Annotated in this window: 10 protein-coding genes; 1 reads left to right on the top strand and 9 read right to left on the bottom strand. The window is 63.8% G+C overall.

Annotated elements, in window-relative coordinates; translation table 11 throughout:
* Window positions 1-44: 44 nt before the first annotated feature.
* From FZF13_RS18765 to FZF13_RS18735, 7 genes are all read right to left on the bottom strand, one after another.
* The gene (locus FZF13_RS18765; RefSeq protein WP_024923426.1) at window positions 45-917 is read right to left on the bottom strand and encodes an outer membrane protein assembly factor BamD; all 873 of its coding nucleotides are present in this window, start codon (window positions 915-917) and stop codon (window positions 45-47) included.
* Between the two features lie 199 nt (window positions 918-1,116).
* Complete coding sequence (gene lpxC, locus FZF13_RS18760; protein WP_024923427.1) at window positions 1,117-2,061, bottom strand: UDP-3-O-acyl-N-acetylglucosamine deacetylase; 945 nt, start codon at window positions 2,059-2,061, stop codon at window positions 1,117-1,119.
* 272 nt (window positions 2,062-2,333) lie between these two features.
* A complete protein-coding gene (gene ftsZ / locus FZF13_RS18755) occupies window positions 2,334-4,013 on the bottom strand; it encodes a cell division protein FtsZ (protein ID WP_024923428.1) in 1,680 nt (559 codons plus the stop codon).
* A gap of 72 nt (window positions 4,014-4,085) precedes the next feature.
* A complete protein-coding gene (ftsA, locus tag FZF13_RS18750; protein WP_024923429.1) occupies window positions 4,086-5,393 on the bottom strand; it encodes a cell division protein FtsA in 1,308 nt (435 codons plus the stop codon).
* Window positions 5,390-6,331 carry a cell division protein FtsQ/DivIB gene (locus FZF13_RS18745; RefSeq protein WP_024923430.1) on the bottom strand — a complete coding sequence of 314 codons (942 nt, stop codon included), beginning with the start codon at window positions 6,329-6,331 and terminating at the stop codon, window positions 5,390-5,392. The genes ftsA and FZF13_RS18745 overlap by 4 nt, the downstream gene beginning before the upstream one ends.
* Entirely contained in the window at window positions 6,319-7,245 is a 927-nt protein-coding gene (locus FZF13_RS18740; protein ID WP_024923431.1) for a D-alanine--D-alanine ligase, read from the bottom strand. The genes FZF13_RS18745 and FZF13_RS18740 overlap by 13 nt, the downstream gene beginning before the upstream one ends.
* A gap of 282 nt (window positions 7,246-7,527) precedes the next feature.
* The gene (locus FZF13_RS18735) at window positions 7,528-8,133 is read right to left on the bottom strand and encodes a TetR/AcrR family transcriptional regulator (protein WP_036254249.1); all 606 of its coding nucleotides are present in this window, start codon (window positions 8,131-8,133) and stop codon (window positions 7,528-7,530) included.
* Between the two features lie 104 nt (window positions 8,134-8,237).
* Here FZF13_RS18735 and FZF13_RS18730 point away from each other — a divergent pair, with 104 nt between their 5' ends.
* Entirely contained in the window at window positions 8,238-9,686 is a 1,449-nt protein-coding gene (locus FZF13_RS18730) for an MFS transporter (RefSeq protein ID WP_244431119.1), read from the top strand.
* A 38-nt stretch (window positions 9,687-9,724) separates the two neighbouring features.
* Here FZF13_RS18730 and FZF13_RS18725 read toward each other — a convergent pair whose 3' ends face one another.
* Both FZF13_RS18725 and FZF13_RS18720 read right to left on the bottom strand, forming a co-directional pair.
* Window positions 9,725-10,585 carry an amino acid ABC transporter permease gene (locus tag FZF13_RS18725; RefSeq protein ID WP_244437870.1) on the bottom strand — a complete coding sequence of 287 codons (861 nt, stop codon included), beginning with the start codon at window positions 10,583-10,585 and terminating at the stop codon, window positions 9,725-9,727.
* Window positions 10,552-11,394 (bottom strand): transporter substrate-binding domain-containing protein, encoded by an 843-nt coding sequence (locus FZF13_RS18720; RefSeq protein WP_024923435.1) that lies wholly within the window; start codon window positions 11,392-11,394, stop codon window positions 10,552-10,554. Before FZF13_RS18720 ends, FZF13_RS18725 begins: the two co-directional genes overlap by 34 nt.
* Between the last annotated feature and the right edge of the window lie 229 nt (window positions 11,395-11,623).

Genomic DNA, 11,623 nt, shown 5'->3' with positions numbered 1-11,623 from the left:
TGATGCGCGCCCTCATCAGGCGCGCAATCTTGACAGCAGGACGATCAGGCGCCGCCGGTGATCAGCTTGCCGGCCTTGGAAATCCACGAGCCGGCATTCTCGCGCGGCTGCAGGCCCTTGCTCTGCAGCAGCTTGTAAGAATCCTTGTACCACTGGCTGTCTGGATAGTTCTGGCCAAGCACGGCGGCCGCCGTCTGCGCCTCGTCGATGAGACCCAGCGCATAATAGGCCTCGGTCAGGCGGGCCAAAGCCTCTTCGATGTGGCGGGTGTTGGAATAATTCTCGATCACCGTGCGGAAGCGCTTGATGGCGGCCAGATATTCCTTGCGCTCCAGATAATAGCGGCCGACCTGCATTTCCTTGCCGGCGAGCTGATCGTTGGCGACGCGGATCTTAGCCTTGGCGTCCTCGGCATATTCCGAATTCGGCCAGCGGGTCACCAGTTCCTGCATGGTCTGGATCGTCAGCTTGGCTTCCTTCTGGTCGCGGGTGACGTCCTCGATCTGCTTGAAGTAGCTGAGACCGATGATGTACTGCGCGTAGGCGGCATCGTCGGTCGAGGGATAAAGCGTCAGGTAGCGCTTGGCCGAGCTGATGGCGTCATCGTAATTGGCCTGGCGGTAATTGGTGAAGGCGCTCATCACCATCGATTTGCGCGCCCATTCCGAATAGGGATGCTGACGGTCGACGGCGGCGAACTTCTTTGCCGCCTCATCGAGGCGGCCGGCGTTCAGATTGGCGAGAGCCTGGTTGTAGAGCACATCGCCCGGCTCGGTGTTGTCGACATAGGTCGACAGATCGATGTCCTTTTCGGAGGACATGCAGCCCGAAAGCAGGAGCGGCGCGGCAAGCATCGAAAGTGCCAAAAGGGTCGCCGTTGCCGGCGCTTTCAGATGGTCGGCCTGTTTGAAAAACATGATCGAAATTCGCCCTCTCGGCGTCATTGCCTTCGTCGGCGAGCAGCCATAAACCAAAACCGCCGCGCGCGGCAACGCTATCGCCCTGCAATCGTGCAATTTTGTGGCGCAATCCGCCGTGAATTGGCACGCACTAATTTGCCGACCCGGTGATGCGTCCGCGCAACAGGCGCCGTACGCTGCCGGAAGCCGGTGGCGTTCAGATCGTCCAGGGAGCGTAGACCGGCGCGCTGATGGCGTTCATTTCGCCGGTGCGGCCACGCCGCGTCGTTTCCACCACCTCGAAGGCACTGCGGTCCGACAACAGCCGGCGCAGCGCCGCAGCGTTCAGCCGGTGGCCGCCGCGATAGGAGCGGAAGCAGCCGATGAAACGCGCGCCAGCCAGCGCCAGGTCGCCCATGGCGTCCAGCGTCTTGTGACGCGCGAATTCGTTGGGATAGCGCAAGCCGCCGACATTGATGATGTGGTGGTCGTGGCCGATCACCAGCGAATTGTCGAGCGAGGAGCCGAGCGCGTAGCCGGCCGCCCATAGCCGCTCCACATCCTTCATGAAACCGAAGGTGCGGGCGCGCGCGATCTCGCGGCGGAAAGTGTCGGCGGTCAGATCAGTGGCGAAGTTCTGGCGGCCGATGGCCGGGCTCTCGAAATCGATCTCGACCTCGAAGCGCGTGCCCGAATAGGGCCGGAACTCGGCCCAGGAGGCGCCATTCTCGATGCGGACGGTCTTGAGGATGCGGATGAAGCGGCGCTTTACCGCCAGGACCTCGATGCCCGCCTGGTCGAAGGCTTCCACGAACTGGATCGACGATCCGTCGAGAATGGGAACCTCGCGGCCGTCGATCTCGATGACCAGATTGTCGATGCCGAGCCCGAGCACGGCGGCCATCAGATGTTCGACGGTGGCGATGTGCTGGCCGGCGGGGTCGCCGAGCATGGTGCACAGGTCGGTGGCGCCGACTTCGGAGGCGAGCGCACGAAATTCGCGCGCCGGCTGGTCGCCGTCGGTCAGCTGGAAAACGATGCCGGTGTCGGCGTCGGCGGGAAGAAAGTGGACGGTGACCGTGGTGCCGCTATGGACGCCGATACCGGTCAATGTCGCGCGCGCTTTCAGGGTTGTCTGGTAGTCCTGCAAACTGATCCCCATGTGCCCTTTTTGGCGCGGCCTGTCGGCTTCTCTGGTAGCGCCTTTGATCATTCGGTTGGCGGGGCACATCCCCAAAAATACCCGCCACCGTTCAGTGCCAGCGGAAGATAGTGGTCCGTCAGGCAGGTTCCAAATCACGCTTTCTTACCCGATGTAACGGCAACGGGAGCAAGAAAGCTCATCATAACTATTTGTTTTTCAAAAGCTATTCAAGCAAACAGGCAGGCGGTTGCCCGCCTGCCTGTTAACAACTGTTACAATCCGTCAGAAGATCAGTTGGCCTGGCGGCGCAGGAAGGCCGGGATCTCCAGCTGATCGTCTTCGTGAGTCGCGCGCTGCTGCGGCGCAAAGCGGCCCTGGTCGTCGGCCTGGCCACGACGCGGAGCATAGAGCTGCGCATCCTGGTTGTTCAGCCGGCGCACTTCCGGAGCGGCCTGGCGCAGCTTGGGCTCGCGCGGCTGCGCAGGCTGCAGGCGGGCAGGCTCTTCCTCGCGGCGGGTCAGGCCGTTGGTCAGGCGCTTCAACAGACCCATCGGACCGCGGTCCTCCTGGTCCACCGGGTGCTGCTTGGCCTCGACTTCGGCCCTCACCACCGGCGGAAAGTCTTCGACGCGCGGCATGCGCGCCTGGACGGGAGCCGGCTGCGGAGCTTCACGCACCGGCTGCGGGGCGGGCTGCGGCGCAACCTGCTGCATCACCGGGTGCGGCTGCGGCTGGGCCGGCGGCGCCTGGAACAGCTTGCTCTGCGGGCGGAACTCGTCCTGCGGGGCGGCAGCAGCCATACGCGGCTGCTGGGCGAGCGCGGCGGCATTGGCCTCGGCCTGCTGGATGGCTTCCGCAACCGGGTCGACGCCGCGCGGTTCCTGCAAGGCCGACTGCGGCACCGGAGCGCTGCGGATTTCAGCAACCGCCGCGGCTGCCGGACGAGCCGGAGCCTTGGGCTGCGCGGCGCGGATCGAGATCGGCGTGGCCGCAATCTGCTCGGCCGATTTGTCGATGCCGGTCGCCACGACCGAGACGCGGATGACGCCTTCGAGTTCCTCGTCGAAGGTAGCGCCCAGGATGATGTTGGCGTCCTGGTCGACTTCCTCGCGGATACGGGTCGCGGCTTCGTCGACTTCGAACAGGGTCAGGTCGCGGCCGCCGGTGATCGAGATCAGCAGGCCCTTGGCACCCTTCATCGAGGTCTCGTCGAGCAGCGGATTGGCGATCGCGGCCTCGGCGGCGGCCATTGCACGGCCCTCGCCCGAAGCTTCGCCGGTGCCCATCATGGCCTTGCCCATCTCGCGCATCACCGAACGCACGTCGGCGAAGTCGAGGTTGATCAGGCCTTCCTTGACCATCAGGTCGGTGATGCAGGCAACACCCGAATAGAGCACCTGGTCGGCCATCGCGAAGGCGTCGGCGAAGGTGGTCTTGTCATTGGCGAGCCGGAACAGGTTCTGGTTCGGGATGACGATGAGGGTGTCGACGCACTTCTGCAGTTCCTCGATGCCGAGGTCTGCCGTCTTCATGCGGCGCTGGCCTTCGAAGTGGAACGGCTTGGTGACGACGCCGACGGTGAGGATGCCCTTCTCGCGGGCAGCGCGGGCAACCACGGGAGCCGCGCCGGTGCCGGTGCCGCCGCCCATGCCGGCGGTGACGAAGCACATATGCGTGTTGGACAGGTAGTCGGTGATCTCGTCGATGCACTCCTCGGCGGCGGCACGACCGACTTCGGGCTGGGAGCCAGCGCCGAGACCTTCGGTGACGTGGGCGCCGAGCTGGATCAGCCGCTCGGACTTCGACATTGTGAGCGCCTGCGCATCGGTGTTGGCCACGACGAACTCGACCCCGCGAAGGCCCGCCGTGATCATGTTGTTGACCGCGTTGCCGCCGCCACCGCCGACACCGAACACGGTGATGCGGGGCTTAAGCTCGGTGATGTCCGGCTTTTTCAGATTGATCGTCATAGTCCTCGTCCTTTTGCCTTTACCGCCGCTTCGCCGTCGCGGCCGCCTTTGGGGCTGTCCCCGTCAACTCAACTAAAAACTGTCTCTCAACCACTGACCCATCCGATGCAGTCTCCCGCCCGTTCCCGTCATCTTGAAACGCGAGACCCCAAACGTAGACCGGCTCTCGAAAGAGGCGACCTGCGGATAAATCATCAGCCCGACCGCGGTCGAGAATGCTGGACCCTTCGCCGCTTCCGGCAGGCCGGCGACACCGAGCGGACGCCCGACGCGCACATTGCGGCCCAGCACGCGGCGGGCCGCTTCCGGCATGCCGGCCAGCTGGCTGGCGCCGCCGGTCAACACGACCCGCTTGCCCACCACATTGCCGTAACCGGACTTGTTCAGCCGCTCGCGCAGCAGCTCCAGCGTTTCCTCGATACGGGCGCGAATGATTCGTGTCATCACCGAACGCGGAATTTGCTGCGGCGCTTCGCCCTCCTCGCCGATCGGCTGGATGGTGACGAGGTCGCGGTCGTCGGCACTGCCCGGCAGTGCCGAGCCATGCATGACTTTCAGGCGCTCGGCCGCTTCCAGCGACGTCGACAGGCCCTTGGCGAGATCGAGCGTAACGTGATTGCCGCCGACCGGGATCGAGTCGCCATAGACGAACTTGCCTTCCGAGAAGACGGAAATCGTCGTGGTGCCGCCGCCCATGTCAATGCAGGCCGCGCCCATTTCGAGCTCGTCGTCGACCAGTGCCGCAAGACCCGCGGCATAAGGCGTGGCAATCATGCGCTCGACCGACAGATGCGAACGGTTGATGGCAAGTTCGAGGTTGCGCAGCGGTGCGGAGTCGCCGGTCATGACATGCATGTCCACGCCGAGTGTATCGCCGATCATGCCGCGCGGATCGCGCACGCCGCGCTCGCCGTCGAGCGAGAAGCCGACCGGCAGCGCATGCATGACTTCGCGTTCCGACTTCAGCGCCTGCTTGGCGCCGGCGGCGAGCACGCGCTTGATGTCGTTCTCGTCGACCTCGTGGCCGCCGAGATTGATGGTGGCGTTGAAGGTTTCGCTCTTCAGGCGGCCGGCCGTCATGTTGACGATCAGCGAATCCACGGTAAGGCCGGCCATGCGCTCGGCGGCGTCGACCGACAGGCGGATGGCGTGCTCGGCGCGATCGAGGTCGATCACCACGCCCGACTTCACGCCATGCGACTTCTGATGCCCGATGCCGATGACCTGGATGCGATGCGAGCGACCGCGCAGGAGGTTGCCATCCTCGCGCGGCTTGAGCTTGGCCACCACGCAGCAGACCTTGCTCGAACCGACGTCGAGCACCGTGAGGATGCCGGACCGGCGCGAGGCTGCGTCATTGTTGCCGCCGAGCCAACTCATATCTGCTGCCCCGCCTTGCGCTTGGCCATCTTGGATTGTTCCTTCAGCGCCGCATCGCGGGCGGTGACCGCCTCGGGCGTCAGCTGCACCGTCAGCCGGTCGGGAAGGCGCATGTCGACCGCGGCGATATCGCGCGACAGAATCCCCTTCTCGCGATCCATGCGCGCCAGGTCGGCAAGAGCCTGGTCGATCCCGTCTTCAGGCAATTTGATGGTGATGCCGTTGTCGAGCTTCAGATCCCAGCGCCGCTCGGCGACGCGGATATAGCCGCGCACGCGCTTGGCGAGATCGGCGAAACCCGCAACCTTGGCCATCAGGTCCGGCGCATGTTCCGGCGCGCCGACGCCGACCAGAAGCGGCAGCCTGGACTGGTCGCCGCCGATGTATGGAGCGATCACGCGGCCGTCGCGCTCGATGATCGAAAGATCGGAACCGCGCTGCCAGATGGCGAAGGCCTGACGCTCCTCGATGCGGACTTCCAGCAGATGCGGGTAGATCTTGCGAACGGCCACGCCCTCGACCCAGGGCAGCGAGGCGATGCGCTCGCGCGCGCCCTCGGCGCTGAAGCCGACCAGCGAGGTCCAGCCATTGAGGTCCAGCTTGTCGAGAATGTCGATTTCGGAGGTTTCGCGATTGCCGACCACCTTGATCTGGTCGACGGCGAAACCGGTGCGAGCGGTCACGTCCTGCACGAAACCGTCGAGATGACCGCCGAGATAGGCGCCATAGGTCAGGCTGGAAGCCATCAGCACCGCCGTCATCGCGGTAGCGGTGAAGGGCGGCGCGGTGAAGTCGCCGCGGCCCAAGCGGCCCAGCGTGCGCATGGGCTTGCGCAGCATCTTCGGCAGCACGAAACGGTCGAACCACGAGGACGCACCGAGGCCGGCGCGCGGCATCGCGCCCCGCCTTCCGTTCTGTCCCCAGTTCAACGCCGACACGACGCCTCCTCCACCATCCAACTCAACAACTCGCCAAACGAATGCCCCGCATGCGCGGCGATTTCCGGCACCAGAGACGTAGGCGTCATGCCGGGCTGGGTGTTAACCTCCAGCCAGACAACCTCGCCGTTCTCGGAATAACGGTCATCGTAACGGAAGTCCGACCGGGAGACGCCCCGGCAGCCGATCGCTTGGTGAGCCTTGAGGGCCAGTGTCTGTATTTTTTGGTAAATATTTAGTGAAATTTTAGCGGGCACCTCGTGTTTTGAGCCGCCCGGAACGTATTTTGAATCATAATCGTAGAAGGAATGGCCGGTCGGGATGATTTCGCAGACCCCAAGCGCGACATCGCCCATCACCGCGCAGGTCAGCTCGCGCCCATGGATGTAGCGCTCGACCATGACCTCCTCGCCGTAATTCCACTCCGGAGAGGAAATCAGCTGCGGCGGATGGGTCTGCCCTTCCTTGACAATGACGACGCCGAAGCTCGACCCCTCATTCACCGGCTTCACCACATAAGGCGGCTTCATCGGGTGTTCGTTCTTGATCGAGAAACGGCTGGTGACCTTGGATTCAGCAACAGGAATGCCCGCAGCCTTCGCAACCCGCTTCGCCTGCTCCTTGTTCATGGCAAGCGCCGAGGCGAGCACGCCGGAATGCGTATAGGGAATGTCGAGATATTCGAGCACACCCTGGATCGTGCCATCCTCGCCGAACGGACCATGCAGCGCATTGAAGGCAACATCGGGCTTCAACTCCGCGAGAACCGCCGAAACATCGCGACCGACATCGACGCGCGTGACGCGATACCCCTCCGCCTCCAGCGCATCCGCACATGCCTTGCCGGACGACAGAGACACGGGCCGCTCGGACGAAAAACCTCCCAGCAAGACGGCCACATGTTTGTTCTTCATACCCCGTCATCCCTCTAGCGGCGGGTCTTCAATTTCAGTTTCCTAGCCATGAATCGCCCACGTCCGGAGAATGACTTCCCCAGATGGAACGCGGCCCCACGCGTCGAACGACTCAAATCAGGAAACGCTGTAGCCCCAAAGAATCAGAGAGTTGATTCACTGACAAGCCCTTATGATTCCGAGCGATTCACTTTCTCGAAAAAAGTCGCTCGAAAGCCGGCGTTTTGAGTCTTTCCTGCAACGGATGCGGCGGCAATCGCCACGCCTTTCGAGATAGCGAACTTAGCTGGCGCGTGGCTTGAGAAAGCCAGCGACGACCTGCTGCGCCAGTTCGCAAAGCGCGGCAAGGCGCTCACTGGAAACGCCATCGCGGGCCTGCACCGAAAGACCGTGCATGACCGAGGTCAGATAGTCGGCGAGACGCCCGACATCGGCATCCTCGACCAGTTCGCCATCGCGCACGGCACGCGCCAGCCGGCCGGCGATGGCCGCCGTCTGCTGGCGCCGTCGCTCGGCCAGCCACTCCTGCACGCGGCTGTTCTCGGCCGCGCAATTGGTCGCCGCCGTCACCACCATGCAGCCCCACGGCTTGCCGGGCCTCGTGTAGGTTTCGACCGCCTCGCGCAGCATCCTCGCAACCGCAAGCCGCGCCGTCGGCTCCTGCGCCAACGCGCGGTCGACGAAGCCGCCTTCCTTCACCTCGTAGAGACCGATGGCTTCGCGGAACAGGTCTTCCTTGGAACCGAAGGCGGCGTAGATGCGGGCCGAGGCGATGCCGAGTTCGGAGACGAGATCGGCCATCGACGTGCCTTCATAGCCGCGCGTCCAGAAGGCGTCGCGCGCCTTCGCCAGGGCCTCGTCACGATCGAATTCCCGGGGCCGCGCCATCCGCATCTCCATTCTTGATTGATCAACAAATAATTCGCTTGACAGCGCGATGCAAGCTCAAGTTATTTGTCGATCAACAAAGAACGATACAGGAGATTGTCACCGTGAGTGCATCGAACGAGGCCGTATCCCACGGCGCCATGGCTTCGGCCGGACGAACCAGGGCACAGCGGGGTGCGACGCTTGCCCTGCTGGCTTTTGCGCAGCTGATCATCGCGCTCGACCTCAACATCGTCTTCGTGGCCTTGCCGGAGATCGGCGCTGGGCTCGGTTTTTCCAGCCAGACGCTGCAATGGGTGGTCAGCGTCTATACGGTCTTCACCGGCGGCTTCCTGTTGTTCGGCGGGCGCGCCGCCGACCTGATAGGCCAGCGCCGCATGTTCATCTTCGCGCTGTGGCTTTACGCGCTGTCGTCGCTGGTCGGCGGCATGGCCTGGTCGCCCGAAATCATCATCGCGGCACGCGCCGTGCAGGGCATCGGCGGCGCTTTCCTGTTTCCGGCGACGCTCTCGCTGGTCAACCGGCTGTTCGCGGAAGGACCGGAACGCAACCGCGCGCTTGCGGTCTGGGGTGGGGCCGGCGCCAGCGGCCTGACCATCGGCTCTCTCGCCGGCGGCTTCCTGACCGGCATGTTCGGCTGGCCGTCCGTTTTCTATGTCAACGTGCTTCTGGCCGGCATCGCCATCGTTGCCGCGTTCCTCGTCATCCCGCGCGACCCGAAACGCCACGAGCACCGCAGCTTCGATCTTGCCGGCGCGGTGACGGTGACCGCCGGCGCGACCCTGCTGGTCTTCGCTCTCGTCCAGGGCCCGGAATATGGCTGGCTGTCGCCCTCGATCCTGTGGAGCGCGTCGCTCGCGGTGCTGTTTCTCGTCGCCTTCGCCATCATCGAGGCGAAAAGTTCCGACCCGTTGATGCCGCTGCGCCTGTTCGGCAACCGCAGCCTTGTCACCGGGATGACGATCACCTTCCTCTACATGGCGACGTTCGGCACCCTGCCCTACTTCCTCACCGTGCTGTTCCAGAACGTGCAGGGCTTTTCCGCCCTGGAGACCGGCGTCGCCTTTCTCGTGCCGTCGATCGCGATTGCCGCCGGCACGCAGCTTGGGGCACGCCTGTCGACCCGTTTCTCCAACCGCTCAAGCCTGATCGGCGGCATGGCGATCGGCGCCATCGGCACGGCGCTGATGGTGCCGGCGACAACGCCGGACAGCACTTACCTCGCGCTGGCACCAGGCCTCATCGTTTCGGGCATCGGCCAGGGCATCGTCTGGACGGCGATGTGGATCGCCGCCGCATCCGGCGTGCACCACGACCAGCAGGGCGTTGCCTCCGGCATGGCCTCCACCACGCTCAATGTCGGCAACGCCATCGGTCTCGCCGTGCTGATCGCGGTCGCCAACCAGCATGTCGGCGGGCTGACCGGGGATGCGCTGCGCCATGCGGTCACCGCAGGCATGCAGACGGCCTTCTGGATCGCGACGGCAGGCGTCGTGCTCAGCATCCTGGTCGCGCTGGTGTCCCAGTCGAAGACACCGGGCGACGGCGCCTGACCCGGCCTGCCGCGGCATGGCCCGGCGCTGCCGGGCCACTAGCGGGCGCGATAGCCCTTACCGTAATGGCTCTCCAGCCGCGACTGTACGAGCTCGAGCATGATCGACATGAACCAGTAGATCGCCGCCGCCGTGGTCAGCATCTCGATGTAGCGATAGCTGGAGCGGCCGTAGGATTGCGCCACGAACATCAGCTCGGTCACGCCCATCACCGAGATCAGCGAGGAATCCTTCAACATGGAGATGAATTGCGAGCCGGTCGGCGGGATGGCGACGCGGATCGCCTGCGGCATCACCACTTTCAGCATCAATTGCCAAGGGTGCAGGCCGAGCGCCAAGCCGGCCTCCCGCTGGCCAGCCGGCACCGACAACAGGCCGGCACGGAAGATTTCGCTGAGATAGGCGCCATAGTTGAGCGACAGCGCGATGATGCCGGACGGGATGGCCGCCGGCACCGGCCCGATCTGCGGAATGCCGAGATAGATCAGGAAGATCTGCACCAGCAGCGGCGTGCCGCGGAAGAAGGAGGTGTAGAAGGTGGAAATGCCGTAGGCGACGGCGCTTTTCGACAGGCGGCCGAGCGCCGACAGCAACCCCAGTACCACCGAGGCGATGATGGAGAAAAAGCAGACATAGAGCGTCAGCACGGCGCCCTGGATGAAACCGGCGCGGCTGAGCGTGAAGCCAGCCAGCGCCGGGAACTTGTCGACGATAAAGGGCAGATCGAGCCCGAAGGACAGGAAGAAGGCGACGAACAGCGTAAGCAACACCAGCCAGACGACGGCGACGCGAACGCGGAACGCCTTGTCCGCCGCGCTGATGCGCGCCTTGCCGGTTGATTGTTCCGCCGCCACGCCCTGACCGTCTACTGCTTGGCCGAAATGTCGCGGCCAACCCACTTTTCGGAAATCTTCTTCAGCGTGCCGTCGTCATACATGGACTTGAAGATTTCCTTGATCTTGGCTTCCCATTCCGGGTCGCCCTTGTCGGAGGCCACCATGATCGTCTCGTGATAAAGGTCCTCGCCGACGATCTTGAGCTTGCCTTCCGACTTCTTGACGCGGTCGGAAACCGTCATGTAGCCGGCGATCACGGCGTCGAGCCGCTTGCCGTCGCCAAGACCGAGGTCCTGGAAGGCAAAATCCTCGGTGTCGTAGGGCTGGGCCGTCAGGTCGCCAAAGGGGAAGTTCGGCTTCGAAGGCGCCTTGCCCGGCACCTCGTCGACCAGTTCCTTCTGCAAATACTTCTCATAGGGCGTGCCGGCCTGGACGCCGACTTTCTTGCCGGTCAGGTCCTTGGCGCTCGTGATCGAGGTGTTGGCGGCATTGACGGCGATCACCGCCGGCGCGCCGTAATATTCGGTGACGAAGTCCAGAACCTTGGCGCGCTCGGCGGTCGGCGACATCGAGCAGATGCAGATGTCCCAGCGGCCCTTCCAGTTGCCGGCGGTGATGATTTCCCAGGACGGCGTCTCGACCTTCAGTTCGACGCCCAGCCGCTTGGCGAATTCGCGCGCGATGTCGACGTCGAAGCCGACCACCTCGCCCTTGTCGTCGATGAAGGAGAACGGCGGATAGGCCTGGTCGGTCACTTCCACCAGCACCTTGTTCTTCATGACGCGATCCAGCGTCTCGCCCGCATGGGCCGACGAGATCATGCCGGCCAACAGGCCGCCCAACACCAGTTTCGCTGCGTTCTTCGATATCATTGACGCCTCCCTAAAAACGGCCGTTTCACGGCACCTAAAGACCGCCACGTCAAAGCACTATCGCGCTTCGACGGCACTGGTCCAGCCTGTTTGATTGTTCCCCGGCGTGCTGGTCCAGTCTCGATTTATGTATAGACATAAATTGTCTTGATCCGGACGGCAAGCATGTTCTGTCGCTGTCAGTTTAGATGATCGCAAATTCTTCGAAGGGTGAGGAAGTAGAATAAAA

It is taken from the genome of Mesorhizobium terrae (genome assembly GCF_008727715.1).
Lineage (GTDB): Bacteria > Pseudomonadota > Alphaproteobacteria > Rhizobiales > Rhizobiaceae > Mesorhizobium > Mesorhizobium terrae.
Note: the sequence above shows the minus strand (reverse complement) of the source record. Positions and strands in the feature narration are given on the sequence as shown.

Coding starts and splice junctions, on each gene's coding strand:
- FZF13_RS18765 (WP_024923426.1), bottom strand. CDS start 917: ATGTTTTTCAAACAGGCCGACCATCTGAAAGCGCCGGCAACGGCGACC.
- lpxC (WP_024923427.1), bottom strand. CDS start 2,061: ATGGGGATCAGTTTGCAGGACTACCAGACAACCCTGAAAGCGCGCGCG.
- ftsZ (WP_024923428.1), bottom strand. CDS start 4,013: ATGACGATCAATCTGAAAAAGCCGGACATCACCGAGCTTAAGCCCCGC.
- ftsA (WP_024923429.1), bottom strand. CDS start 5,393: ATGAGTTGGCTCGGCGGCAACAATGACGCAGCCTCGCGCCGGTCCGGC.
- FZF13_RS18740 (WP_024923431.1), bottom strand. CDS start 7,245: ATGAAGAACAAACATGTGGCCGTCTTGCTGGGAGGTTTTTCGTCCGAG.
- FZF13_RS18735 (WP_036254249.1), bottom strand. CDS start 8,133: ATGGCGCGGCCCCGGGAATTCGATCGTGACGAGGCCCTGGCGAAGGCG.
- FZF13_RS18720 (WP_024923435.1), bottom strand. CDS start 11,394: ATGATATCGAAGAACGCAGCGAAACTGGTGTTGGGCGGCCTGTTGGCC.